The following is a 26156-nucleotide window of genomic DNA, read 5'->3' on the forward strand; positions in this document are numbered from 1 at the left end:
ATCATTCCTTTCTTTGGTGGCTGCGGGCAGCGGCGGTACGGAGAACGCCGCCGCAGCACATCTGCGCTAGTTCTGGACGATGGATGTGGTGCATGTGGTCCCCGGGCACGATGACGGGTCCGAGGACATCGGGTGACAAACGTCGCCACCCCGTAGCCGAAGCGGCAGTCAGTTCTTTATCAGCGCATCTCTTAACAATAATGATTGTCGATTGGGTCGCGGCGTTCGCCCATGGAGGTGGGATGTACGTCTCGATGAGGTGGTAGTCCTCGCGGATCGCCGGAAGGTACAGCGCCGCGAGCTCGGGGTCGGCCAGGGCCCGGGCGGTATCCGGATCATTCCGAGACAGTTCCTCGACAATGCCGCTATCCGCCCCCACGTGCATCGCCCCGCCGCCCGCGCGATCCGGGGATACCTGCCCGCTGACGACAAGCACCGCTCCTCCTCCCCCGCCTGCGCGCTGCCAGGCAAGCAGCGTCTCGTAGGCGAGCACCGCCCCGAGGGAGTGCCCCGCGAGAACGATGGGAAAAGAGGCGACCCCCAGTACGGCAGCGATCTCTGCGGCAAGATCGCGCATCGTCTCCGGGTGCGCATCCCCCAGGCGGTAATCGCGGCCGGGATATGTCACGCCGAGCACCCGAACCTGCGGCCCCGCAATCCGGCCCCACCGTGCGTACTGCCGGGGGCTGCCCCCGGCATGGGGGAAGACCACGATGGTGGGGCGGGAGGCAGGTCCCGCCACCGATCCGGGAACGGGAACAAGGATGCGGGAGGCGGCGTCGAATCCCATCACCGCACCTCCCCCGGCCGAGCCATCCGCACCGGCGGCACAGATCGGATATCCGCAGGAGCCGGGAGGGCGGAGCAAACCCGCAGCCACCACCGCAGCACGAACACCGTGCGCCGGATCCGGCGCGCCGCCTCGCCTCGGTCGCTGCCTGTGGCCTCGGCGATGAGCCCGGCCACCGCGCGGTGGATGCCCTCCGGCCACACGGTCTCCACGACCTCGCCCCATGTGGGTGGAGCACCATCCCGCCCCCACACCTGCGCAACCGCGCCGTCCGGGTCGGTGAGCGCCCCACCCACAACGTGCGGGCGCTGCGACCAGCGCGGGAGTGTGCCGATGCCATCCCACGTCAGCTCGCCATCAGCGGTCTCGACGACCGCCGCCGCCACCGGCTGGGAGTGATTGTCCGGGTCGCTCGGATCCATCCGATGGTCCAGGACGACATCCACGGGCACCCGACCCCACATCCCCGAGACAAACCACCGGCCCGAACCCGCTCCCGGATTGACGACCACGTCCCCCAGCGGCACGGCACCCAGCGCCTCGGCAAGCGACAGGCCTGCCCGGTCGAGGACCTGATGGCTCGTGCGCAACAGAACGTGGGTGACGGTCGATCTCCGGGTGAGAGATCGAACCGCGTCGATGAACGCGCGGCTCGGACCGAGGTGCTCGTAGAAGCCGGTGACCCGGTAGGCCGTGCCGTGATCGCGGGCAAGGGCGGTCAGCGTGGTGACGGTTCCAGGATCCACCGGCAGCTCCTGGAGCACTGGGATTCCGGCGCGGAGGAAACCGGCGGCGAGGTCGTCCCCCTGCCCGCCGACGATCCCACTGCGAACGGCGACAACCGCCACCGCGTCCTCCGGAAGGCTAGGGACATCGGCGGTGCCGCCGGTAGTGAGGTACCGCACACCTAGGTCGCGGGCCAGGTTCCGTCCGCTTCGTCCACCGGCTCCGACGATCGCCGTCAGCGGTGCCGGAGAGTCGGATTGCGCGAGCGCGTCCGCGTAGCGGGCACCGAAGCCCGCACCGACGACCACGGCTCCTCGGGGTGTCCCACCGAGGTCGTAGGTGAACGTCACGCCGACGCCATCTGCCCCGGGGTCGGCGCCGATCCATGTGGCCGCGGCTTCGCTTGCGCACGCCCACCGGACTCCCACCGGTTCCTTCCCGGCAAGCAGGGTCAACGCAGCGCCCACGGCGAGGTCGCCGGTCGCTCGGTAGCTGTCCGCGCACCGGTAGTCGGCGGTCACGGTCTCCACGATGTCAGGTCCCGCCGCACAGGCGCGCACAACGATGCGGAAGTACCGCTCCGCTTCCGGCCCGGCCTCCCGGCGGGAGGCAGCGGCGACATCATCGATGGTCGCCTCCCCGGCAATGACCCGGCGCAGTTCCCGCACGGTTTCTGGCGCGTCCATGACGTTGATGCCCCGCAGGTACGGGACGCCGATCCCCCGGGCGACGCCCACGTACTCCTCGTCTAGGTGCACGCTCAGCAACGCGTCGGCCGGGGGATGCCATCCCGCCGCAGATCGGCCGGCGCTGACACCAGAGGTTGCGTCCTTGACGACGGCGCCGTCCCACCAGACCGCGCCCGGCCAGCCGCCATCAGAGGAGAGCGAGTCCATGTACTCATGCAGCGTCGCCGCCGTCAGCGGTTGACGCCCACCGACGGCGACCTCGGCCCGCGCGCGAGTCGGATCCGTGACGAGCCGCAGGGCCGCCGCAAGCATCGCCCCCGTCAATCCCGGTTGTACGCCGGCGCAGAGGAGCACGCTTCGTCCGGCGCGCCGCGCAGCCTCATCGAGCTCAGCGATGATCCGCTCCGAACCCCCGGGATCGACCATATGTAGGCCGAGGCTCAGCGCCGCGCGTGCCAGGGGGACGGTGATCCTCGATGAGGGCCCCATCCCGTTAATGAGCACGGCCGTGCCGTCTTCGACGAGCTCGGCACCGAGAGCAGCAGTGATCTGCGGTTCAGCGTCTGACCCCGGAGTGAGGTCGAGCACCGCCGTCTCGACGGTCGGCCCGCCGGATCGACCCTGGGCGCATGTCGCAGCGAGATCCGCAAGACGGTCGGCGTTACGCCCGAGGATGACCACGCGATCCCCTTCACCAAGCACACGGATCAGTCGTGCCGCCGCTGCGGAACCGACCGCCCCATTCGCGCCGGCCACAAGCACCGTCCGCCGCACCGAGCCCGTCGTCGCCGTCATCGTTTCTCCTTCGAATCCACCACGCCGGACGCCCACGGCGCCCGCGCCACCACAAGGTCTGCGACCGCCGGAGCATGCTGGACATCGAGACAGGTGAAATGATCACCATCGACGTCCACGACATCCATCCCGCCCTGGCACTGATCGGCCCAAAACGCCGTCATATCGTCGCCGAGGTCTGGCAGGAAGGACAGCGGATCCCGCTGCCGCAGGAACGTCACCGGCACGGTCACCAGCGGTTCGGACCACGCTGCCACCGCCGCGAGGCTGTGGACATACACCTCCCGCAAGGCGTTGAGGGCTTCCCTGGACCACGGCCGCCCTGCCTCGGTGCGGAGGAACCTGTCGAGCCGCGCACCGGATGTCTGCGGCACACGGGCTATCTGCGTGCGCAGGTCATCATCGGCGTACCGGTAAACAACCTCAGCAGTAATGTCCTCGTGGCCGTCTTTCCGGGCCGCCCGCAGCGCGAGGCCGAGGCTTTCCTCATCGAGGTCAATGCCCATGTCCTGCGGCCTGCACCCCATGAGTCGGGCAAAGGAAAAGTCCAGGAGGATCTCGTCGCGCACGGTGAAAGGGATCCGGTAGGAGCTCATGACCGTCGCGGTGGCCGCCACCCCGCACGCGGCGAGGCGGTCGGCGATCCCGGCGGCGAGAAGCCCGCCCATGCAGTACCCAACGACGTGCACGCGCCGCGCCTGCGTCTCCAAGACGCTCACAGCGTACCGCTCGGCGAGATCGTGGAATAGCTCCTCCGGCGGGGTCGTGAGGTAGTTATCCCCGGCGGAGCGTTCGATGCCCAACACTGGTTTCACGCCGCGCTCTGCAAGCTCCCGGAGGAGTGCCGCATACGGTCCGATGCCACCGGAGCCGTCGTGAACCACAACCGTAAGATCGGTGCTACCGGCCCGCCCAAGCAGCCAGGTGAGGCGAGGGCCGGAATGCGGAGAGGACGACTCCGTCACCTCGATAGTCGGCATCCGGTCGTCGGGTGGGGTGAGACCGAGCACGCGACGGCAGCCGTCGATCGTCGGGTAGGCGACAATGGCGCGCAGCGTCTCGTCCCAGCTCGGCAAGTCCTCCCTACCGATGGCCCGACGCATCTGGCCGATGCACCGCGCAAGCAACAAGCTGTCGCCCCCGAGGGCGTGAAAGTCGGCGTCCCCGGGCAACGGCTCGGACGGGTCAAGATTAAGAACCTCCCGCCAAGCGTCGGCCACCGGATCCGCTGCTGGGGGAACGGTTCTGGGGCGGGTGGACGGACGCGCCTCCACCAGGCGAGCAACGGCGGCGCGATCCCGCTTTCCGTTCGCGGTCAACGGCAACGCGGTCACCACCCCGATCCGCCGAGGCCGCATCTGCGCGGGCAACAGCTCAGCGACGGCGGCCCGCACACGCGCGGCGTCGAAATCCTCCCCGGATGTCGCCTCGGGTTTTCTCACGATGAAGACGTGCTGTGCCCCAAGTTCTAGCACCGACCCCGGCTCCGGGAGCACCACGACGGACTCCATCGGCGAGGCCTCGATCGCCTCCCGCCACTGTTCTAAAGTGAAAAATGGCGAGCCGGTACCCAGGCGGGCATCCGTCGTGTCACCGAGCCCCTCCTTGAACTCCATCGACGCCATGAGCGGCGCGTTCGTCGCCGTGGAGTCAATGACCACGAGCAGCCCACCCGGTGCGAGCATCCGCTCAACCCGTCTGAGCGCATCGTCGATGTTCCGGGCGTTGTGCAACACGTTCGCGCACAACACCACGTCTACTGACCCCGGCTGTATGCCTTGCTCCTCAGGTGCGATGTTGATATCAAACAACGCGGTGCACACCTGCGGCCACTCTCGCTCCGCAGCGTCGGTGAAATACCGGGATACGTCCGTAAATAAGTAATCCACCCCGGCCTCCGGCAATTCCGCGATGACGTCGGCGGTCGTCCCGCCGACCCCCGCGCCGATCTCCAGAACCCGGCACCGTCGCCCGGCACCGATGAGGGTTCGCGCATGATGCCCGACCGCCGCTGCGCACACGCCATTGAGGTACGAGGCCAGCAGATTCTCCCCGTAGGAGGCGCGGGCAACGCCCATGTCCCCGGAGGGAAAGAGAAGGGAGAGCGGATCGACGCTACCGCTTAGCAATCCCGGCAACGCTTCCAGGCTGGATCGCAGGTAGTCCAGCTGACGGCGGCCGTAGCCCAGCCGTTCGTCGAGAAGATAGATCTCCGCCCAACGGGCATCGGCAGCGCCACTCCCGGCATCCACCACGGACACCCGCCCCTCAGAGCACCGCAGCCGGCCCGCGAGTTCCAACTGGTCAATCCATCGGTTCATGAGTGCAGCGCGCGCCCGGGCACCCGTGCCCGCAACGATCTCGTCCCGGGTCGCGCTCTCGTCCGGGGAAGCCGAGGTCACGCGCGCGATCTGCGCGGTCATAGCGTCCAGGGCAGCGGCAGTCACAAGGTCGTGGATCCGGCGGAAATCACGGCACTGACCGTCATCAGGCTCCTGTGCCCGGGCCATGATCGCGGCCCTCAGCGCCCGATCCATATCCACGGTGGCCTCGGGCACAACGACGGCAACGAGTTCCCGTCGATCTCCTTCCGCCGTCACCACGGCGAGGGCATCGGCAACCCCATCGACCGCTCGCAGCCCGGCCTCGACCTCGCCGAGTTCGACGCGGTACCCATGGATCTTCGCCTGCTCATCATCGACCCGACCGCAGAACTCGATCTCGCCGTTTGGCAGGTACCGGCCGACATCACCGGTGCGATAGCACCTCTCCCCGGTAGCGAGGTGGCGGCCAAACGCGACCGCCGTGCGCTCCGGATCGCCAAGATAACCCTCGACCACCCCATCACCGGCGATGACGATCTCACCGCGCTGACCGACGGCCGCGCGCCCACCGTCCCGGTCAAGCACCCACACGGCCTGGTGGCCGAGCGCGCGACCGTAGGGCACCGAACGATGGACCGCGTCATCCTCGGGGACGCAGCGATGGACGATCGACCAGATGGAGCCCTCGGTTGCACCGCCCAGAGCATCGACGACGACCTCCGGGACGAGGGCGCGCACGCGGGCGGGCTGGTTGATCGGCACCCGGTCGCCAGAAACAAGGACCGTGCGCAGTGACGGCAGCGCCTCACCGACGTCATCGAGGTGATCGAGCAGGATCGTGAGCTGCGCAGGCACGGAGTTCCACAGCGTGACGCCGTGCCGATGGATGTCCCGCGTCCACGTCTCCGGGTCCGGCACCGCCCCACACGAGGGCACTACCACGGCACCGCCGGCCCCAAGCACGCCGAAGACATTGAATATCGCGAGGTCGAACGAGGGACGGGAAACCGCGAGCACGCGATCCGCGGGCACAAGCTCCAGGCGCTTCGCCATCTCGTCGAGCGTCGTGCACACCTGCCGATGGGTCACGCACACCCCTTTCGGCGTACCAGTCGAGCCGGAGGTAAAAATGACGTACGCCAGATCGTCCGCCGACGGCGGATCGGCGAGCGCCTGGCACACCGCTTCTCGCCACGCTACGTCCTCTCCTCCCGACCGCATGGGAGCGCAGGCCGCCCGTAGCGTGGCGCCATCGACAACCGGCACTTCTTCCGCGTACGCCTGCCGCACCGCGTCCAGCGCGGCCCGATGGCGGGACTCCGGCCACTCCAGATCGAGCGGCACGAAGGCACGCCCCGTGAGCAGCGCGGCGAACTGCGCCGCGATCTGTCCCTCCCCGGGAGGTAGGAGGACCGCTACCGGAGCACAACCCCCGGGAAGCACCCCGGCGATCCGCACCGCGGCCTCGCACAGCTCGGCCCGAGACACCGTGCGATCCCCCTGAATGACCGCCGGAGCCGCCGGAGCATCGAGCGCCGCGCGCAGGAACCGGCCGTGGAGTAGTCGCCCGTCTGTCGACCGGATCCGCACCACCGGCTCCGGTGCACGAGTCGCGGGAACAGCCACGATTCCCACGGCGAGCTGATCGAGGATGCCTCGTACCTCGGCGAAGAGGGCGTCCAGCACCGCCGGGTGGAAACCACCGTCGCGGGAGTCCCAGTCCATCGTGACCCCCTCCCCGTCCGGGGACAGCTGCACATCCAGGAGCACCTGCGGGGTCTTGCTGATCGCCATGCCGGGCACAGCCCGGAGCAGTCGCGGGGGTTCAACGGCCGTCACCCCCACGGTCGAGGTGAATACCACCGGGATGCGGCCGCGCTCCTCGCCACCGGTGCGGCGCAGGTCACGCACGACCTGCACGCCCGAGTAGGTCGGATGATCGAGGGCGTCAAAGAGCCGACGCTGGAGGACCTGCGCCGTCAGCCCGAGGTCTCGGCCCAGCGGGAGATCGAGAACGACGGTCGAGGTAAAGTCACCGACGATCCGCCCGATGTCCGCAGCGGACGGGTCGTTTTCGCCAACAGGCGCGCGATCCACCGTCGTGAGGGTGATCAAGGCGGAGACAAGATCGCGCTCTGCGCCCGCGTCCTCCCCTTCCACCCGGTGATGCTCGTACCCGCCGAGCTCGATGTCCGCATGCCGCCGCGCAGCCGTAGCGAACGCCGCGAGCACCAGCCCGGAGGGCGTGACGGTCAATCGGGCGGCCGTCTCGCACAGGCCACGCCAGGCGTCCACGTTCAGGTGGTGGCTGCGGCGCGTCGTGCCACCGAGCCCCATCGCGTCTGGGTCCGGGGAGAACATCAGCGCTGGCGGCAGGGCGTCCAACCGATCCCGCCACCAGCGGGTGTCCCGGTCTCGCGCCGCGCGCCCCTCCGGTGTCGCCGCATGCACAGCGCGGGCCTCCAAACACTGCCGGAAGGTCGCCGCCGGGGCATTGAGGGATTCCCGGGGATGCCGCAGGCAATAATCGAGGTCTCGGACAAGGGAGCGAATGCCCACGTAGTCGGTGACGATGAGATCCACCGACAGATGCAGCACCGGGTCACCGGCTCCGATGGTGAGCGCAAGCTCGACCATCGGAGCCTCGCCGACAGAAAAATTCCGTTCCTGGAGATCAGCGCGGACGATGGCCCGCGCGGTCTCCGGGTCCGATTCCCCTGCAGTGACATCGATCACGCGCACATGAGCCCCGACGGTGCGATCGATGCGCTGACGACCCTCGCGATCGACGAGCACCCGCAGCATCTCGTGGGCGCCAACAACCCGTCGCCAGGCTCGACGCACCGCTTCGACCGGATCCGCCGCCGAGGCCGCGTCCATTTTGTCAAGAGGCAACACAAACTCGCTGTACCCCTGGCAGGCGACCCCGCCGTCGTCGTAGGCTGTCGTGCGGCCCATGAGGTAGCTGGCCTGCACGTCGGTGAGGTCGAACCAATCCTCCGTAGATTCCGCCTGCGCATCCGTCGCGCCAACCACCGCGTCCCGAAAGTCGCCGAAGTCGGGAGTCGTCAGGAGCATGCGGAGTTCGGCGTCGATCCCGCGCGCTCGCAAGGCGCTGATGCAGCGCGTGGCGGTAAGCGAATCACCCCCGGAGCGAAAGAAATTCGTGTCATCCGTGATCTGATCAAGGCCCAGAACGTCCGCCCAGACCTCGGCGAGTGTGGAGTCGCATGCCCGCCGCGCGTTTTCCCGGCCTTCGTCCCCGGCCGGGAGCCTGGTGAGCTCCGCGACGGTCCTCCGGATCACCCGGTGCGCGATCTCGGCGGGCATGACCTCGACGAGGTAATCGGCGGTGAGGTGCAGGCCATCGCGGTCATCGGCAACCTGGAGATCAAGGACGACCTGCGGCGTCGTCGAAGAGGCCGCGACTTGAGTGCCGAAGCTGCGCTCGCGCAATGACCGCAACGCACCGGGGGTCACCGCCGAGAGACCAAGACCACACGTGAATACGACCGGGAAGAGCCCAGCCGCGGGGTCGCCGCTGGTCTGCACGGCGCGGGCGGCGAGACGTAGGGCATCCTGGGCCGGGTCGTCCGCCCCGGCCAGCGCGGCCTGCCCCGAGCGTTCCGCGATCGCGCGATCCTCCGCGCGCAGACCGTGCACGCCGATGAGACTGAGACTGGTGAAGTCCCCGAGCACTCGCTCTATGCCCGGCGCGGAGAGGTCGCGATCAAAGCGGGTGAGATTGATGGTGAGACCGTCCTCGCCGGTCTCCGCGGCGAGGACGCGACCAAACGCGGCGAGAACCCCAGCCGCCGGGGTGACGCGGCGGGTAGCAAAGCCCTCTCGGATGCGCTCCCACGTCGCAGCGTCGATGTCCGCGCTAACCCGGGCCATCGATGTATCTGTGAGTCCGATGAGCGTCTGGCGATCGGGGACAAACGGTGCCGGAGGGAGCTTCGCCAACACGGAATCCAAGCGTCCGGCCAGGTCGTCGGGGGTAAGCATCCGCCCCTGCCACGGCACGGGGGCCACAGGATCGGTAAGCCATGGCCGGTTAACAAGGTACGCGGCGATGCCGGTGGTGGTGTTCTCGCCCACCGCAGACCCAGCGTAGGAATCCGAAATCTCGTCCATGAGCAGCATCATTGACGCGCCATCGAGCAGGAGGTTGTTCATCGACACCGCAACGGTCGCCCCGTCCACTCCGGTGGACACGCGCACGGCGAGCGGTCCCTCCACGCGTGGATCGGGCATGCGATCGCGCAGCTCCGCAGCGGCGTCCCCGGTCACGGCCCACACGCCTGCGAATCGTTCTCCTGCGGTCCGGGCATCCATGACTCTGGCAACAGGTACCCCCTTCAGCCCATCGGCCACAATTGTGCGAAGAACTGGGTGACGGCGAACGACCGTGCGCACAGCCGACTCCAGACGTGTGGTGTCCACGACGGGTGCGTGGAAGATGAATAAGCAGCGGGCGGGTGCACCCCCGAGGAGCTGTCCGTCTTCTTGTCCGGCAAGATAGGCCTGCTGAACTCGGGTGAGCGGGTGCGTACCAACGGCGGGGTCCGCGACGGCATCTGCACCGACCACCCGGCGGCGCAACTCACCGAAAGTCGGATTGTTGAAGACGTCCACGGCGCGCAGGCCGGTCACCCCTGCCTCCCGCAGGTCCGCGAGCACTCGCGTCGCGGTGAGGGAGTCCCCGCCAGCGGCGAAAAAGTCCATCTCGTCGGGGATGTTGCCGCCGTTATCCGGAAGCCCGGGCAGGTGCCTGCGCCAGCTCGCCGCAAGCACCTCGGCGAGATCAGACCCATCATCCGCTGCGGGTGCCACGATCGCAGGAGTCATGCTCATCCCGGTGTCCGCGGCCACCGCTCTCAGGACGACGCTGTGCCCATCCTCCGCTTCGAGGTAGCGGACGCGCAGGCCGGCCTCCGACAGCAGCGACGACCACCCGGCGGCAGAGGACAGCCCTACCCGATCAAGCACCGCCGGATTCACCAGCGCCGCAGAGATAAGCGTCGCCGCAGTCGGCCGTTCGGCCTCGATGACGTGAACCTCCGCCCCCGGCGCCAACGGCACCTCCGCCAGCCCAGCGCGCAGGCGCGGATCCCGGTGCAAGGTGCCGCAGGCCACGACAATATCCGCCGGGGCGGGCACATCGACGACATCGGCGACGCAGGTCCGTCCGTCGACCGCCGCGATGTCTGCGACGAGCTCGTCCGGTCCCACAACAATCCAGCTGTCTGCCTCGCGCCCCTGGACGGATTCGCCGAGCGCGACCCCGTATCCGAGTTCCACGACAACCACCCGATCCCCACGCCCGGCGCGGCGAAGCATACTCTCGTCCAGGACATCCAGCGCCCGCGCGACCGTCGGCTCCGCCGCCGCGAGAGCCCGTGGTGATAGCACCGGGTGATCGAGGATCCTGAAACGCCGCGCGCGAGCCCGGACGATATCCACGAGCAGGTGTACCTCCTGAGCGGACCAGGCGACGGGGGCGTCGGCTAGCCCGGTCGCCTCCGGTCCCTCGGCGACAAACTTCCGCCACGCCGCGACGACGGGCACAGCCCACGGCACAAGATCGGCGTCAGCCGTGCCATTGAGACGCGCCACCACGCTTCCGAGCAGGGTAGAAACGGTGCCGGTCTCGGTAGGAGAGACAGCACCACCGAGCCGAGCGACCATCTCGCGGAACATCTCGTCCACCGCGACCGGGTCCAGCACGCCGACGGGCATGTCCCACCGGATCTCCACGGTCGCGTCGTCGATAGTCGCGAGCTGACAGTCGATGAGCACCCCCGGTGTCCGCGTCAGCTGCCACTCCAGGACCACGTCCCGGGTGGCGGGGGCGAGGGCAGCATCATACCCCACCACTGAAGTGAACACTGCTGGATAACGGCCGGTGCGGCCGTCGCTTGCGGCGTGCACGCCGTCTCCCGCGATATCCGCAGAGGCGTTCTCGGTGAGCATGGCGGCGAGAGCGTCGCTGGTAGCGGCGGGATCAGCCGCCGCCGGGCATGCGCACACCCCCAGGCGGGAAAAGGTGCCCAGGACTTCGCGGCCGTCGCCGGTGTCCGGCCGGTGGATCAGGGGAACGACGACGCCCACCTCCGCTAAGCCCGACCGCTTCGCGAGGAGAGACCCGAACTCCGAAAGGACCACCGCCGATAGAGCCGCCCCGGTGCGGGCGGCAGCGCGCTGGAGAGTGGCACGGGGAATGCGCGCCCGGACGCTGCCAAAGGCGGCTAGAGGGGCGTCCATACCGGCGGAAGCGGGATCCTGACCATCAGCGACGGGGAGCACCGGTGGCTCTGGGGCCGCCGTTGGGAATCCGGCGGCGCCAGCTGCCCTCCCGCCACCGGCGAGGGCGTGGCAGTGCTGGGCAAACATCTTGGCAGACGGATCCACCGTCACCACTTCGTCCGGGTTCTGCCCCGACAGCGCAGCGGTGAGAGCACCGACGACGACGGCGAGGCTGCGCCCATCGAGGGCCAGGTAGTCGATGAGCACGCCGACCTCGCGCGCCCCCTCCCCGGGGAGAACGAGTTCCAGCGGCACCTTCGGTGCGACAGACGAGAGATACGCGCGAAGATCCGCGAACCGGTCGAGGACGGTGACCCACAGGGCGTCGCGGGGGGCGGTGACGCGCTGGGCATCGTCACCGTCACGGATCACCCGCAGCCGGACCAGCGGGTAACGATGCCCTCCGCTGCGCGCCTGACCTGTGTGGCCGTAAAACCGGCCCCGGGGTCCTCCCCGCTCCTTGCGTCGCGAAGACCGAGGATCACCGAGTACGCGGTGGCTGCGCGAACCGTGCCCCGAATACCGTCGGTTCCCAGTGCATAGGCCCGCTGGAGTGGGGTGAGGGGGAACCGGGCACCGGCGTCGACGGCCCCGGCGCAGGTGGCCGGGGCGGCGGAGGCACCCGTTTCGTCAGGCTCGCATCGACCCATCGCATCGACGGCGGCGATGAACCTGTCTAACGTCGGGTTCCCGAACAGGTCTGCGACCGTCACCCGATAACCGCGCGCCCGCAGGTGCGCGCACACGGCGGTCGCGCCGACGCTGTCTCCGCCCAGAGCGAAGAAGTTGGCGTCCGGCCCGTGGAGCTCCATAGCCGCCGCGTCAAGCACAGCAGCCCAGGCCTCCGCCACATCAGCGCCAGTCCCTCCCGGAACCACACCACCCCCAGGTTCCCCATCCAGGACCCGCGCGGCCCACGCGCGGTCGATCTTTCCGTTCGCGGTGAGTTGTAGCTCCGACACAACGATCACGTCACGCGGCACCATGAAACCCGGCACACACGCGGCAAGGCGGTCCCGCACCAGGTCTCCGAACTGCGTCTCGGGCTGTGCGTCCTCCATCTTTTCGGCTACGACGAGCGCACGCAATGCCGTGTTCCCCGAAGCGGGCAGAACCACAGCCGCCTCGACACCATCGATGGCCCGGAGGTGGTGCTCGATGTCCCCGAGTTCCACCCGGTGTCCACGGATCTTCACCTGATTGTCTTGCCTGCCAACGAAGAACAGCAGATCATCATCCCCCCAGTAACCGTGGTCACCGGTGCGATACCAGCGGGAGCCGTCGGCGTCGGTGACGAACCTGTCAGCGGTGAGATCCGCCCGGCCGAGGTACTCCGAGGCTAGGCTCGCTCCCCCAATCCACAACTCCCCCACGGCGCCACTCGGTACCTCACGCCCGTCTGCATCCATGACCCGGTACGCCTGGCCCGGGAGGGGACGACCATAGGGCACAGACGGCCACGCCGGATCAAGATCCCCGGGGCCGTCGATAACGTGTTCATTCGACCAGATCCCGCTCTCGGTGGCTCCCCCCCATGGCGACGACGCGCGCCCCCACGGCGTGCCCATCCCCCGAAACCGCGCGATCTTCGGTGATAGCGCGGATACGCGCGGGGAGCGTCGGCGATACCCAATCTCCGGAAACAAGGATCAGCCGTAAAGGCAGCTCCGGCCCGTCTTCGGCGGCGACGGTGAGCATGTCCGCGAGGGCTGGGGCGCTGTTCCACACGGTCACGCGATGCCGACGGATGAGTTCGCACCAGGTAAAGGCGTCGCGCCGGTCGCTCTCCGCGATACACACGACGGTGCCGCCCGCACCGAGCAACCCGAAGACGTCGAAGACGCTGAGGTCGAAGTCCAGGGAGGATACGGCGAGAACGCTGTCCTCCGGTCCAATACCGTGGCGCTCGACGACGGCGGCGACGGTGTTTGTCGCCGCGCGGTGGGTCATGACGACGCCCTTCGGCGTGCCCGTCGATCCGGATGTGAAGATAACGTATGCGCGATCGTCACCATCGACGGCGCGCGGCAGGTCGGCCGGGGCGGGTTTCTGCCCATCGTCGTACACCGCCGGGTCCACCTTCTCGATGACCACCACCGGCTGCGCAACCTCCCTGACGGCGCGCACGCGTTCATCGGGGTGTCGATGCTCACGGGCAGGTACGCCGCCCCGAGGTACATAACGGCGAGCACCGCCGCGATCTGGTCGCGCCCCTTCGGCAGCCGGATCAACACCAGGTCGCCCGGAGTGACCTGGTCTGCCCATCCCACCGCGAGCCGCAGCGCTGCACGGTGGAGTTCAGCATAGGTAAGGTTCTCGCCGCGGGCGGGATCGACGACAGCCGTGGCGCCCGGACGCGCCTCGACCTGCCGCAGCCACGCCCCGTGGAGGGTCGGCGTCTCGACGGCGGCATCCACCGACGGCATGGAGTTCACAACAGCACGCCGGTCGGCAACGGCACGGGATAGCCGCACAATCTCGTCGATCGGTCGCCCACCACATCGACGAAGCTCCCCCACCGAACCCGACCCCACCGCAGCGAGGCGGTCCAGTGCGTCGGCCACCGTCCCGAGCAGCTCTGGGCCAAAGGCTCCGGGGAAGGCACCGTCGCGCACGTCGAGGGCCACGCAGATCTCCTCCGGGACGAGGTGGAGAATCTGCAGATCAACGAGAACCTGCGGGGTCACCGATCCCGTCGCCGTCAGCCGCCCAAACACCTCCAGCACCTCGGTGGTGAGCAGCACCTCCTCCCCACCGCACGTGAGCACGAACGGCAGGCTCCCGCCATGTCCCTCGCCACGGTAGAGCAGCGCGCGCATTTCTTCCGTGGAATCCAGCCCGGCACGAATACGGCGGCGCAACTCGGCGCTTGCCTCTAGCGCGGCCTCGCCGAGGGTTCGACCTATCGCCGACGGCGGGCGAACGGCCCACGTTCGCGTCCGGTCTAGAACGTCGTCGGGGGTACGACGGGCGCTGAGGCCGGGGACGATAATGGTGAGATCCTCGTTTCCGCACCACAGGCCGAGGGCATGGCGGTACACCGCGAGCAGGAGCCCCGAACGGGTGGTTCCCATCGCGTCGGCGACCGCACCGATGGCCGCCCAGGACGCCGGATCGAGCCTGTGGGCGTGCCTGGTCACGGTTCGTTCCGGGGCGCCGACGAGCGGAATAGTCGGACCGGCGGGGAGGGGATCCGGCTGCGGCATGGCGTCGTCGATCTTCGATGCCTTCGTCGTGGCCGTCCCCTCGCGAGCGGCGATGTCTGCGAAGGTCACCCACGGCCGGGTCACGTCGGCGGCGCGGTACGCAGCGGCCAATTCCCGGATGATGATGCCCACGCCTACGAGGTCTGCGACCGCAAGGGAGATCCCGATGTGAAGAATCCCCAGCTCACGGCCGTCGTCGGCATGCCAGTGCAGGATATCCAGCCACCCAGACTCCCCGAGCTCGTGATCGGCATGTCTGCCGAGGATCTCTCGACGGTGATCGACCAGGTACGCAGCGAGATCCTCGTCCGTGCCCGCGCCCGTGAACTCCGTGATGGTCAGCGGCAGACGAGCCTCCCTGCCGTTATCGACGTGTCTGCCATCGACGATGGTGGAGCGCAGCACCGGGTGGCGACGCAAGGCGGCAACAGCGGAGCGCATCCGATCAGGGTCCACGGGTACACCGGTGAACTCGAAGAGGGCGAGGCAGTCGACGCCGCCGTGGAGCTGATCCCCCGAGCGGCCAGAGAGGTACGCCCGTTGCGTGCCGGTCAGCGACCTTGTTGTCTCCCTGGGCGTCGCATAATCGCTGGTAGTGCGACCGTGCGTGACTCGTTGCGGCTTCAATATTTCCCTCCAGAAGGTAAGGTATGGCTCACATAATATCCCACACGGCCAGCAAGTGAAAACTCTTACAACACGATGCGATAGAGGAACCCCTCACCGACATACACCATCGGACATAAAAGCACACTACACAAAAGTTCAAATAGTCGAACTCTTTTCTTCAATGGTATACGGTAGCACTGAGATCTATCTCCGATAACCACCCCGCATTCCCCTCCAGGAGGAACACGTGAAAGTCCGTTGGCTCACCACCGTCGTCGCCCTCTCGGCGGCGATCATGACGCTCGACATGACCGTCGTGACCATCGCCCTTCCGGATATCACCCGAGAGTTCTCTGCTGGCCTCGACGACGCCCAATGGATCGTCAACGCCTACGTCCTCGTCTTCGCCGCGCTCCTCCTCGGCGTCGGCGCCCTCTCCGATCACATGCCGCGACACCGGCTCTTCATCCTTGGCCACCTCATCTTCGGGGCATCATCCCTGTTCTGCGCGCTGTCCAGCTCTTCCGGAATGCTCATCGCCGGGCGAGTGTGCCAGGCCATCGGCGCGACGCTCGTCTTCGGCACCTGCATGCCGCTCATCGCCGACGCCCACGAGGGCAACGACGCCGCCCGCTCCCGCGCCGTCGGCGCGTTCATGGCCGCGGGCGCACTGGCCGCGGCCCTCGGCCCGCTGATCGGCGGACTCCTCGTCGGCGGCGGGGGCTGGCGGTGGATCTTCACCATGAATATCCCCGTCAGCATCATCGCCATGGTTGTCATGGCTCTCGTCGCGCCGAATAACACGCGCGTGACGCGGAAAACCACCGGACGAGACTGGGCGTCCACCGTGCTCGTCGCCCTAGGTCTCTTCTGCGCGAACTACGCCCTCGTCACCGGCCCCAACGACGGCTGGAACAGCACGAACGTTCTCGCGACGATTATCGCCGCCGTCTTTTTCCTCGCGGTATTCGTCGTTATTCAACTGCGTGCGGGTGAGGACGCCCTGCTCGATCTCCGCCTATTCTCCGTCCCCTCTTTCAGCGCGGCGATCATCCTGTCCTTCACCGGACGCCTCGTCACCTTCGGCCTGCTGACGTACCTGATCTTCTGGCTTTCCGGCATCCAGGCCCTCTCACCGATCGGGATGGACCTCGTTCTCCTCGCGCTCGCCATGCCAATGGTCATCATCGCCGCGCCGTCGTCGGCCCTGGAGAAAACGGGCAAGGTTAACATCGTCACAAGTGTGGCGATGATCATCACCGCCATCGGCCTGCTCTGGGCGGCCCTCGCCCTCGGACCCGACTCAACTTGGTGCTCAGCGATCGGCCCCCTGCTCATCACAGGCATCGGTGCCGGGCTAGCCATGCCACACATGATGAACATCACCATCTCGGTCGTTCCCGCCTCTCGGTCAGGCGCGGCCACCGGTGCCACAAACAGCGCCTTCCCTCTTGGCACCGCCACCGGCGTGGCGATCTTCGGGGCGATCCTCACCTCTCACATCGACTCACTGGCGTGGGCGTCTGCCCCTGTGCGGGAGGCCGCGAGCGCCGGGCGGGTCGATCTGCTGCGCAGTGTCCTGTCGGAACCCCAGGTGCACGAGGTCACGGAGGCGTTCATGGCCGGGCTGGACACGATTCTTATCACCGGCGCAGCGGTCTCCGTGGTCTGCGGCCTCATCTGCTTCGTCTCGATCCGCCAGGAGGATCGGCACGTGGCCGCGGACGCCGGGATGGACACCCGGACAAGCGACGGATCCGCGTCCCATTCGTAGTCGCGTCCCGCACCCGAGGCATCGAAAATAAAGGGAATATCACGAGTGCCCCAGAGAGGATTCGAACCTCCGACACCCGCTTTAGGAGAGCGGTGCTCTATCCACTGAGCTACTGGGGCCTGAGAGGCAGCCTACCCTATGGGCGCTCGTATCTCAGAAAGCGGTACCGCGTTTCCTGCCCTCGCCACCCGGAGTCGCTCACCAGCACCATGCGATCGGGTATTGCCGGAGCGAATACCGGCGTGGGCACTCGCACCTGGGTATCTACCACGGTCATCTCCACCACATCCACGGCGTCGATCGTCTGCGCGTAGATCTCCCCGCCACCGATGATCCACCCCTCCCCCGGGATCCGGGTGCTCACCCCCGCCCCGCGCGACCACTCCCCCGCCGCCCGTCGGGAAAGCACAATGTTCTCCCGACCCGGCAGCGGTTTTTTAGGCAGCGATTCCCAGGTGCGCCGCCCCATGATGACGGGGGCCCCGAGGGTCACCTCCTTGAAGTGGCGCAGATCCTCCGGCAGGTGCCAGGGGATGCCGGTGCCGTCCCCGATCACGCCCGCCCTATCCTGGGCCCAGATCGCGCCGAGCACTAGACGGACACCTGCGCGGAAATCGTGGGGTGGGGATCGTAGCCCACCACCTCGACGTCAGAGAAATCATACTCAAAGAGCGAGGCCGCCTTGCGCAGTTTCAGCTGCGGGTAGGGGCGCGGCTCGCGCGCAAGCTGCTGGGCCACCTGGCTGCGGTGATTGTGATAGACGTGGCAATCCCCGCCGGTCCAGATGAACTCGCCTACCTCCAGGCCCGCCTGCTGAGCGAACATGTGGGTGAGCAAAGCATAGGAAGCGATGTTGAAAGGCACCCCGAGAAACATGTCCGCCGAGCGCTGATAGAGCTGGCAGCTGAGCTTGCCGTCGGCCACGTACAGCTGGAAGAACAGGTGACAGGGCGGCAGCGCCATGTTTTCTAGTTCCGCAACATTCCACGCGGAGACGACGTTGCGCCGGGAATCCGGGTTGGCCTTCAGCGTCTCCAGCGCCCGGGTGATCTGGTCGATGTGCCCACCACCGGGGGTGGGCCAGCTGCGCCACTGCACGCCGTAGACGGGGCCGAGTTCCCCATCCGCATCGGCCCATTCGTTCCAGATGCGGATGCCGTGATCCTGAAGCCACCGCACGTTGGAGTCACCCCGCAGGAACCACAGCAGCTCCCCCACGACGGCCTTGAAGTACACCCGCTTGGTGGTCAGCAGAGGAAAGGAGTCCGCTAGGTTGTAGCGCAGTTGCGCGCCAAAGATGCTGGTGGTTCCGGTTCCCGTGCGGTCGCCCTTGGCGGTGCCTTCCTCCATGATGCGGCGGAGCAGATCCTCGTACGGGGTGGCGATCGTCATGGGGCATAAGCCTACCCCTGCTAGAGTCAGAGCGCATGAAACAACTGAACCGTCGCACTCTGCTCAAGAGCGCGAGCGTGGCGCTGGCGGGGGCCGGGGCCCTGGCCGCCACGCCGCATCGCACCGTGGTGGATTTCTCCGCCGGGGTACCCTCCGCCGAGGCCATCAAGGCCGCCGGACACATCGGTGCGGTGCGCTACGTCTCCCGCCCGCGCGAGCCCTGGATGAAAGGCAAACCGGTCACCATCGCGGAGACGCGGCACCTGGACACCGCCAGCGTGTATCAATACGGCAAGGCGGAGACCGCCGATTGGCGCCGGGGAGCAGCGGGCGCGGCGGAGCACGTGCCCCAGGCCATCGGCTTCCATGTCGCGGCTGGCGGCCCCCGCAACCGCCCCATTTATATGGCCATCGACGATAACCCCTCCGGCGAGGAATACGAGCAGTTGATCCTGCCCTACCTCGCCGCCTGCAAGGCCGCGCTGGAGGCCGGGGGCTACCGGCTGGGCGTCTATGCCAACTACCCCACCATCGAACGGTGCCTAGCCGATGGCCTGGGCGAGTTCTTCTGGCAGCACGACTGGGGTTCCGAGGGAAAGATCCACCCCAGGGCCACCATTCACCAGGTGGCCGGGTGGCAGTCCACGATCGAGGGCGTGGCCGTGGACATTAATAATGTGTATGCCACCGACTGGGGTCAGTGGCGCGCCCCGCTTATTCAGCCTTGAGCAGGTCGATGACGAAGACGAGGGTGCGGCCGGACAGCGGGTGTCCGCCACCGGCGGGACCGTAGGCCTGCTCCGGGGGGCACACCAGCAGGCGACGCCCGCCCACCTTCATGCCGGGGATTCCCTCCTGCCAGCCGGCGATGAGACGGTCGAGGGAAAATTCGATGCTCTGCTTGCGGTCCCAGGAGGAATCAAACTCCTGTCCCGTCTCAAAGTCCACGCCCACGTAGTGGACTTCCACGGTGCCGCCGGGCTGCGCCTCCGGGCCCTCTCCCACCACCAGGTCCTCGATGCGCAGGGCCTCGGGGGCGGGGCCAGCCGGGATGTCGATCTGCGGCTTTTCCATTGGGTTACAGTCTCCTTGGTCTTGGGTACGGGAACTCACAGCCCATTCATACGAAAAAGGGCCGAGGAGCCATGGAAACCATTATAAATGGTTGCTAGGCTCCCCGGCCGCAGCGGCACTTCTTAGCGGGACTCGCGCGGGGTAACGGTGCGCAGGGTCTCGCCGGTGTAGATCTGGCGCGGGCGGTTGATCTTAGTGTTCATTTCCAGCTGCTCGCGGTAGTGGGCGATCCAGCCGGGCAGGCGGCCGATGGCAAAGAGCACGGTGAAGAAATCCGTGGGGAAGCCCATGGCGCGGTAGATCAGGCCGGTGTAGAAGTCCACGTTCGGGTAGAGCTTGCGGGAGACGAAGTAGTCGTCGCTCAGCGCGATCTCCTCCAGCTTCATCGCCAGATCCAGCAGGTGGTCACCGCCGAGGTGCTCAAGCACCTCGTGGGCGGTCTCCTTGACGATCGCCGCGCGCGGGTCATAGTTCTTATACACGCGGTGCCCGAAGCCCATCAGGCGGATGCCCTTTTCCTTATTCTTCACGCGGTTCATGAAGTCCGTGGCGTCGCCACCGTGGTTGTTCTGGATGTCTTCCAGCATCTCCAGCACGGCCTGGTTGGCCCCGCCGTGGAGCGGGCCGGAGAGCGCGTTGATGCCACCGGCGATGGAGACGAACATGTTGGCCTGCGCGGAACCGATCATGCGCACGGTGGAGGTGGAGCAGTTCTGCTCGTGGTCGGCGTGCAGGATCAACAGCTTGTCTAGGGCATTGACCATCACCGGATCCACCTCGTAGGGCTCGGTGGGGTAACCGAACATCATGCGCAGGAAGTTCTCGCGCGCATTCAGAGAGTTATCCGGGTACATGTAGGGGGCGCCCTTGGAGGCCCGATAGGCGTAGGCCGCCAGCATGGGGACCTTAGCCATGAGGCGCACGGTGGCCTTGTCCAGCTGCTCCTCATCCAGCGGATCGAGCTGATCCTGGTAGTAGGTAGAGAGGATGTTCACGGAGGAGGCCAGCACCGACATGGGGTGCGCGTTGCGCGGGAAGACGTTGAACTGTGCCTTGAAGTCCTCGTCGAGGAGAGTGTGGTGACGGATCTCGTCGTTGAACTTGTGCAGCTCCTCGACGGTGGGCAGGTGGCCCTTGATGAGGAGGTAGGACACCTCGTTGAAGGTGGCATTCTTGGCGAGATCGGCGATGTCATAGCCTCGGTAGCGCAGCACGCCAGCGTCGCCATCAATGTACGTAATCTTGGATTCGGTGGAGCCGGTGCTCACATAACCGGGATCGAAGGTGACATAGCCCGTCTCGGAGAGCATCTTGCCCAGCTCGATGCCGGAGTTGCCCTCGGTAGCGGGCTTGATGCTCATCTCGAATTCCCCACCGGGGTAATGGAGGATGGCCTTGTCGTTGCTCTCAGTAGCCACAGTTATCCCTTTCTCGATTACTTGGACAATCTAAACCGTACACTCAAATCAAGTTTGAAGCGATTGGTGCGGCCCCGCACAGGATAGCAGAGCCTGTGATAACCACAACATAGCCCCTTCGGGCTATGGTAGAACCATTCCGTCCATCCGACAGAAAGTTCAGTCCATGTTCACCCTTCCCCCGGAACTTCTCCCCAACGACGGTCGCTTCGGCTGCGGCCCCTCCAAGGTCCGCCAGGAACAGATCGACGCCCTCCACGCCCCCACTATCATGGGCACCTCGCACCGACAGCCCGCCGTCAAGAACGTGGTGGGCTCGATTCGCGAGGGACTCGGCGACCTTTTTCGCCTCCCCGAGGGCTACGAGATCGTGCTGTCCCTGGGCGGAGCCACGGCCTTCTGGGATGCCGCCACCTTCGGCCTAATCGAGCGCCGCTCGGGCCACCTGACCTATGGCGAGTTCTCCGGCAAGTTCGCCACCGCCGCGCGCAAGGCCCCCTGGTTACAGGATCCCGCCGTCGTAGAGGCCACGCCCGGCACCACGCCGCAGCCCCGCCCCATCGAGGACGTGGACGTGATTGCCTGGGCTCACAACGAGACCTCCACCGGCGCGATGGTGCCGGTGAACCGCCCGGAGGGCGAGGCGCTCGTGGTGGTGGACGCCACCTCGGGCGCCGGGGGCCTGCCCGTGGACATGACCCAGGCCGACGTCTACTACTTCTCCCCGCAAAAGTGCTTTGCGGCCGACGGCGGGCTGTGGCTCGCGGCCATGAGCCCCGCGGCCCTGGAGCGCATCGAGCGGCTCCACGCGGATCGCTTCATCCCGGCCTTCCTCGATCTGCAGACGGCCGTGGAGAACTCCCGCAAGAATCAGACCTACAACACCCCGGCGGTGGCCACCTTGCTCATGCTGGACGCCCAGATCCAGTGGATGCTGCGCGAGGGAGGCCTGGACGCGATGGTGGAGCGCACCACCGCGTCGTCGAACGCCCTGTATTCCTGGGCGGATGCGCACCCGCACGCCGCCCCCTTCGTGACCGATCCGACTGCGCGCTCCCTGGTGGTGGGCACCATCGATTTCGACGAGGACATCGACGCCGCCGCGCTGGCCGCCACGCTGCGTGCCAACGGCATCGTCGACGTGGAGCCCTACCGGAAGCTGGGCCGCAATCAGCTACGCGTGGGCATGTTCCCCGCCATCGAGCCGCAGGACGTGGTGACCCTCACCAAGGCCATCGACGCCATCCTGGAAGCGGGGGTGCACTAAGTTACAGTGGTGTGGTGAGCATTTCATCCCAAGGAGGCCAGATGCGCGAGCTGCACCTCATTCGCGGCGAATCCACGGCAAGCACCCTGGTATTAAGCGACTCCCCCGAGGGGGAGCGCTTCAGCCTGGCCGCCGACGAGGTACGCGCCATGCTCACTTCCGCCGAGGATAAAAGCGAGGCCCGCACGCTGTCCCTGCGCCCCCGCGACATTCAAGATCGCATCCGCAGCGGGGCCACGATCAGCCAGGTGGCGGAGCACATGGGGGTGACCGAGGCCCGGGTGGAGCCTTATGCCCACCCCGTGTTGCTCGAGCGAGCGAGGATCGCGGAGTTGGCCAAAAACTCCCACCCCGTGCGCGAGGACGGCCCGGCGCGCCTGAGCCTCTGGGAGGTGCTGGCCACCGCCCTGGCCGCCCGCGGCGAGGACCTTACCGCCAGCACCTGGGACGCCCACCGCGAGGCTGGGGGGCAGTGGATCGTGGTGGTGACCTGGGGCGACCACCGCGCGGAATGGACGCTGCAAAATCACACCTCGTCCTCCGCGACCACCGTGGCGCGCAACCCGCTGGCCGCCGAACTCATGGATCCGCCCCGGCTCGCGCCGGTGGTCGAGGAGTCCGAGCCCCCACAGGAGGAGGAGCCACCCGCCGCGCCCGTCAAGAAACGACGCAAGGCGGTCACCCCGCATTGGGAGGACGTGCTGCTGGGCGTCCGAACTAACACCAAGCGTCCCCGGTCATAGCATGTACGAAAAGCCGGTGACCCTGTGGTTCGTCTCCGCCCCCGATCCCGCCGCGGTGCTGTCCAAGGAACCGCGCGCCGACCGCGGGTTTGGGCGCAAGTATCTGGCGCAGTTCAATCCCTCCTGGCCCGTCACGCCCATCGGCCAGTTTCCGTTTAACCGCTCGGCCCCGGCCTCCCGCGGGGAGTTCTATATCGCGGCTTTCCCGGGTGTAGCCCTGGTGCACACACTGGTGCCGGACGCGTCGAAGCTCTCGCGCCTGGATGCCTCCCTGCGCGCCTCAATCCCGGCGCGGGACGTGTACGCGATCAGCGCCGGCGAGGATGATTTTGGCGCCTTCGCCCACTGGCACGAGGGGGATTTGCAGCGCAGCCTGGGTGCGCGCCGCGAGGAACTCTTCGAGGACATCGGCCTGCCCGAGCCTTTCGAAGGGCCATACTGGGCCGGCCTGCGCGCCGACCCGGCGGGAGGGATCGCCCTGCCCTTCGTCCCAGCGGATCTAGCCCGCGAGGCGCAGCGGTCGTGGCTGGGGGTGGACGTCTCCCCCGAGGGACCGGATATTCAGGTAGCGGGCTTTGCCATCGACGGCCGCCCGGAACCTCGGGTGGATGCTCCCACCGGCAGCCGGATGAGCATGGAGGAGTGGGCCGCGGACGCCACGGCCAAGCTCGGCCTGGGACCGGGCACCGCGCAGTACGACGACTACGAGCGCCACCAGGACGGCGACGAATTCACCCGCCTCGCCGAGACCATTACCCGCCGCCTGCAGTCGTGGTGGCGGTTCCGCCGCTAGCGATCGGCCGCCGAACTAGGTGAGGTGGTGGAGTAACTGCCGCTGCCTCTCGTAGAACGCAATCGCCGCAGAGGTAGCCACGTTCAGCGAGTCCGTGCCCGGGGCCATGGGAATGCGGGCCCGCACGTCGGTGGCGCGCATGGCGTGCTCGGTCAGCCCCGGCCCCTCCGCTCCCACCAGAAGGGCCACCTTCTCTGCCCCGGCCAGGGCCTCGGCCAGGTGCACGGCCTCCGGGTGCGGGGTCATGGATACCAGGCGAAAGCCCGCCGCGCGAACCTCCTCCAGGCGCCGCTGCCAGGTGGTAAAGGTTCCACCCAGATGGGCAAAGGGCAGGCGTAGCACGTGGCCCATGGACACGCGCACGGAGCGTCGATACAGCGGATCGGCACATCCGTTGCCGAAGAGCACCCCATCGACGCCCATGCCCGCCGCGTTGCGGAAGATCGCGCCGATGTTTTCATGATCGCCCACTCCCTCCAACACGGCGAGGGTACGAGCGCCGTCGAGGATCGCCTCGGGCGCGGGCTCGGGCACCCGCGCGGCGGTGGCCACCAGTCCGCGATGCATGTCAAAACCCACCACGGCCGCCAGGGTCTCCCGACTGACCTCGTAGGCGGGAACGTCCTCCGGGATCGTCACGGCGTCGAGCTTGGCGGGAAAGCCCACCACCTGCCGCACGGGATAGGTCGATTCCAGCAGGCGGCCTACCACCAGCGGCCCCTCGGCCACCACCAGGTCCGTGCGCTCGGTGTTTAAGCGACGGATGTCATCGAGCCGGGGGTCTGCGGGATCATCAATGCGTATTCTCACGGCCGCTACCCCCGGATCAACGCCATGATCGGATCCATGGCAAAGTACACTACGAACAGCGCCGAGACGAGCCACATGATCCAGTGAACCTGGCGGATCTTGCCCGCGGCCACGGACATCAGGGTGAAGGTAATGAACCCCACGCCGATGCCGTTGGCGATGGAATAGGTAAAGGGCATGACCACGATGGTGAGAAAGGCCGGCAGCGCTACCTCGAAGTGATCCCATTCTATATCGCGCACCTGGGCCATCATCATCGCGCCCACCACCACGAGCACCGGGGCGGCGGCCTCGATGGGCACCACGGAATACAGCGGGGTGAGAAACATCGCCGCCAGGAACAGCAGGCCCGTGACCACGTTGGCCAGCCCGGTACGCGCGCCGTCGCCCACCCCAGCGGCGGAATCCGCAAAGACGGTGTTCGAGGAGGCCGAGACCGCGCCGCCGATCACCGCGCCCGTGCCCTCGACGATGAGGGCGCGCTTGAGGTCGGGCAGGTTTCCCTGCTCATCGACGAGCCCGGCCTGCTTGCCCAGCGCCGTCATCGTGCCCATCGCATCAAAGAAATTCGCCAGCACCAGGGTAAACACCAGCAGCGCGGCGGACAGCGCGCCGATCCGGGCAAAGGCGCCGAAGGGATCCACCTGTCCCACCAGGGAGAGATCCGGCAGCCCACCGAGGGTCTCCGGGAGGTTGGGCACCGCCAGCGACCAATCCTGCGTGGGCTTGAGCAGCGCCTCCGTGGCCACGGCGACTGCGGTGGTCCCCACGATTCCAAGGAATAGGCCGCCGCGTACCCGGCGCACCACCAGCGCCCCGCAGAACAGCACGCCGAGGACGAAGACGAAGGTGGGCCACGTGGCGATCGAACCGCCCACGCCGAGTCCCACCGGCACGGTGGTTCCGGCGGCATCCGGGACGCGGGTGACAAAGCCCGCGTCCACCAGACCCACGAGCGCGATGAAGGCACCGATGCCCACGCCGATGGCCGCCTTCATCGGCGCCGGAATCGCATTAAACACCGCCTCCCTGAATCCGCTGACGGCCAGGATCACGATCACGATGCCGTCGAGGACCACCAGGCCCATCGCCTCCGGCCAGGTCAAGCCCTCCCCCGCCACGAGCGTCACGGCCACCAGGGTGTTGATGCCCAGGCCTGCGGCGATACCGAAGGGGTACCGGGCGATAAGCCCAAAGGCGATGGTCATCACGCCCGCGGCCAGGGCCGTGGCGGCGGCCACCCGGGGAATCCCGAGGGTGGTGCCCGTGGGGTCGGCGGTGGTACCCAGGATGAGCGGGTTGAGTACCACGATGTAGGCCATGGCGAAAAAGGTCACCACGCCCGCCCTGACCTCGGTGCCGATGCTGGAGCCGCGCTCGGTGATGCGGAAGTAACGATCCAGAGTGGTAACCATTAGCGTGCTTTCTCGTACAAGG

At 67.4% G+C, this 26156-nt stretch carries 15 protein-coding genes, 1 tRNA gene and 2 pseudogenes; 5 read left to right on the forward strand and 13 right to left on the reverse strand.

Translation table 11 applies throughout. The features are described from left to right. Position 1: 1 nt before the first annotated feature. From H7347_RS07455 to H7347_RS11005, 6 genes and pseudogenes are all read right to left on the reverse strand, one after another. A complete protein-coding gene (locus H7347_RS07455) occupies positions 2-790 on the reverse strand; it encodes a thioesterase II family protein (protein WP_227659072.1) in 789 nt (262 codons plus the stop codon). Beyond that, positions 790-3000 (reverse strand): Gfo/Idh/MocA family oxidoreductase, encoded by a 2211-nt coding sequence (locus tag H7347_RS07460; protein ID WP_152822848.1) that lies wholly within the window; start codon positions 2998-3000, stop codon positions 790-792. Before H7347_RS07460 ends, H7347_RS07455 begins: the two co-directional genes overlap by 1 nt. Further along, positions 2997-12005 (reverse strand): AMP-binding protein, encoded by a 9009-nt coding sequence (locus H7347_RS07465; protein WP_152822851.1) that lies wholly within the window; start codon positions 12003-12005, stop codon positions 2997-2999. Before H7347_RS07465 ends, H7347_RS07460 begins: the two co-directional genes overlap by 4 nt. Further along, positions 12002-13201 (reverse strand): non-ribosomal peptide synthetase, encoded by a 1200-nt coding sequence (locus H7347_RS07470; protein WP_152822852.1) that lies wholly within the window; start codon positions 13199-13201, stop codon positions 12002-12004. Before H7347_RS07470 ends, H7347_RS07465 begins: the two co-directional genes overlap by 4 nt. Continuing rightward, a complete protein-coding gene (locus tag H7347_RS07475) occupies positions 13131-13898 on the reverse strand; it encodes an AMP-binding protein (protein WP_255476850.1) in 768 nt (255 codons plus the stop codon). The genes H7347_RS07470 and H7347_RS07475 overlap by 71 nt, the downstream gene beginning before the upstream one ends. Continuing rightward, positions 13781-15280, reverse strand: a pseudogene (locus H7347_RS11005) (AMP-binding protein); the annotation flags it as partial. The gene H7347_RS07475 and the pseudogene H7347_RS11005, both read right to left, overlap by 118 nt. 415 nt (positions 15281-15695) lie before the next feature. On the opposite strand from H7347_RS11005, the gene H7347_RS07485 reads away from it, so the two are divergent. Continuing rightward, on the forward strand, positions 15696-17222 hold the full coding sequence (locus H7347_RS07485) for an MFS transporter (RefSeq protein ID WP_186337363.1): 1527 nt from the start codon (positions 15696-15698) through the stop codon (positions 17220-17222). Between the two features lie 46 nt (positions 17223-17268). On the opposite strand, the gene H7347_RS07490 is transcribed toward H7347_RS07485, so the two are convergent. The 3 genes from H7347_RS07490 to H7347_RS07500 form a co-directional block, all read right to left on the reverse strand. Next, positions 17269-17341 (reverse strand) — tRNA-Arg (locus tag H7347_RS07490). 17 nt (positions 17342-17358) lie between these two features. After that, positions 17359-17814 (reverse strand): dihydrofolate reductase, encoded by a 456-nt coding sequence (locus H7347_RS07495; RefSeq protein WP_186337364.1) that lies wholly within the window; start codon positions 17812-17814, stop codon positions 17359-17361. Further along, the gene (locus tag H7347_RS07500; protein WP_152822858.1) at positions 17814-18614 is read right to left on the reverse strand and encodes a thymidylate synthase; all 801 of its coding nucleotides are present in this window, start codon (positions 18612-18614) and stop codon (positions 17814-17816) included. Before H7347_RS07500 ends, H7347_RS07495 begins: the two co-directional genes overlap by 1 nt. A 35-nt stretch (positions 18615-18649) precedes the next feature. Between H7347_RS07500 and H7347_RS07505 the strand changes: the two are divergent. Further along, positions 18650-19318: pseudogene (locus tag H7347_RS07505) on the forward strand (DUF1906 domain-containing protein); the annotation flags it as partial. A 10-nt stretch (positions 19319-19328) separates the two neighbouring features. On the opposite strand, the gene H7347_RS07510 reads toward H7347_RS07505, so the two are convergent. Together H7347_RS07510 and H7347_RS07515 are read right to left on the reverse strand one after the other, a co-directional pair. Continuing rightward, the gene (locus H7347_RS07510) at positions 19329-19688 is read right to left on the reverse strand and encodes an FKBP-type peptidyl-prolyl cis-trans isomerase (RefSeq protein WP_152822861.1); all 360 of its coding nucleotides are present in this window, start codon (positions 19686-19688) and stop codon (positions 19329-19331) included. Positions 19689-19810: 122 nt separating this feature from the next. Beyond that, entirely contained in the window at positions 19811-21106 is a 1296-nt protein-coding gene (locus H7347_RS07515) for a citrate synthase (RefSeq protein ID WP_186337365.1), read from the reverse strand. Positions 21107-21272: 166 nt separating this feature from the next. Between H7347_RS07515 and serC the strand changes: the two genes are divergently transcribed. Genes serC through H7347_RS07530 form a run of 3 tightly spaced genes read left to right on the forward strand, consistent with a single transcriptional unit; the run spans position 21273 to position 23909 of the window. Next, positions 21273-22373, forward strand: a complete 1101-nt coding sequence (serC, locus tag H7347_RS07520) for a phosphoserine transaminase (RefSeq protein ID WP_152822863.1) — start codon at positions 21273-21275, stop codon at positions 22371-22373. Positions 22374-22414: 41 nt separating this feature from the next. Beyond that, positions 22415-23116, forward strand: a complete 702-nt coding sequence (gene sepH, locus H7347_RS07525) for a septation protein SepH (protein WP_152822910.1) — start codon at positions 22415-22417, stop codon at positions 23114-23116. Between the two features lies 1 nt (position 23117). Beyond that, the gene (locus tag H7347_RS07530; protein WP_152822865.1) at positions 23118-23909 is read left to right on the forward strand and encodes a hypothetical protein; all 792 of its coding nucleotides are present in this window, start codon (positions 23118-23120) and stop codon (positions 23907-23909) included. A 15-nt stretch (positions 23910-23924) separates the two neighbouring features. Here H7347_RS07530 and H7347_RS07535 read toward each other — a convergent pair whose 3' ends face one another. Next, positions 23925-24713, reverse strand: coding sequence for an RNA methyltransferase (locus H7347_RS07535; RefSeq protein WP_186337370.1), 789 nt, complete (start codon positions 24711-24713; stop codon positions 23925-23927). An 11-nt stretch (positions 24714-24724) separates the two neighbouring features. Further along, on the reverse strand, positions 24725-26134 hold the full coding sequence (locus H7347_RS07540) for an NCS2 family permease (protein WP_152822867.1): 1410 nt from the start codon (positions 26132-26134) through the stop codon (positions 24725-24727). Between the last annotated feature and the right edge of the window lie 22 nt (positions 26135-26156).

The organism is Corynebacterium sp. zg-331 (genome assembly GCF_014267345.1).
Classification (GTDB): Bacteria; Actinomycetota; Actinomycetes; order Mycobacteriales; family Mycobacteriaceae; genus Corynebacterium.

What these genes read in the sequence shown, in the direction of transcription:
- H7347_RS07455 (WP_227659072.1), bottom strand. Translation starts at nt 790, where the DNA reads ATGGGATTCGACGCCGCCTCCCGCATCCTTGTTCCCGTTCCCGGATCG.
- H7347_RS07460 (WP_152822848.1), bottom strand. Translation starts at nt 3,000, where the DNA reads ATGACGGCGACGACGGGCTCGGTGCGGCGGACGGTGCTTGTGGCCGGC.
- H7347_RS07470 (WP_152822852.1), bottom strand. Translation starts at nt 13,201, where the DNA reads ATGGGCACGCCGTGGGGGCGCGCGTCGTCGCCATGGGGGGGAGCCACC.
- H7347_RS07475 (WP_255476850.1), bottom strand. Translation starts at nt 13,898, where the DNA reads ATGGGCAGACCAGGTCACTCCGGGCGACCTGGTGTTGATCCGGCTGCC.
- H7347_RS07500 (WP_152822858.1), bottom strand. Translation starts at nt 18,614, where the DNA reads ATGACGATCGCCACCCCGTACGAGGATCTGCTCCGCCGCATCATGGAG.
- H7347_RS07510 (WP_152822861.1), bottom strand. Translation starts at nt 19,688, where the DNA reads ATGGAAAAGCCGCAGATCGACATCCCGGCTGGCCCCGCCCCCGAGGCC.
- serC (WP_152822863.1), top strand. Translation starts at nt 21,273, where the DNA reads ATGTTCACCCTTCCCCCGGAACTTCTCCCCAACGACGGTCGCTTCGGC.
- sepH (WP_152822910.1), top strand. Translation starts at nt 22,415, where the DNA reads ATGCGCGAGCTGCACCTCATTCGCGGCGAATCCACGGCAAGCACCCTG.
- H7347_RS07530 (WP_152822865.1), top strand. Translation starts at nt 23,118, where the DNA reads ATGTACGAAAAGCCGGTGACCCTGTGGTTCGTCTCCGCCCCCGATCCC.
- H7347_RS07540 (WP_152822867.1), bottom strand. Translation starts at nt 26,134, where the DNA reads ATGGTTACCACTCTGGATCGTTACTTCCGCATCACCGAGCGCGGCTCC.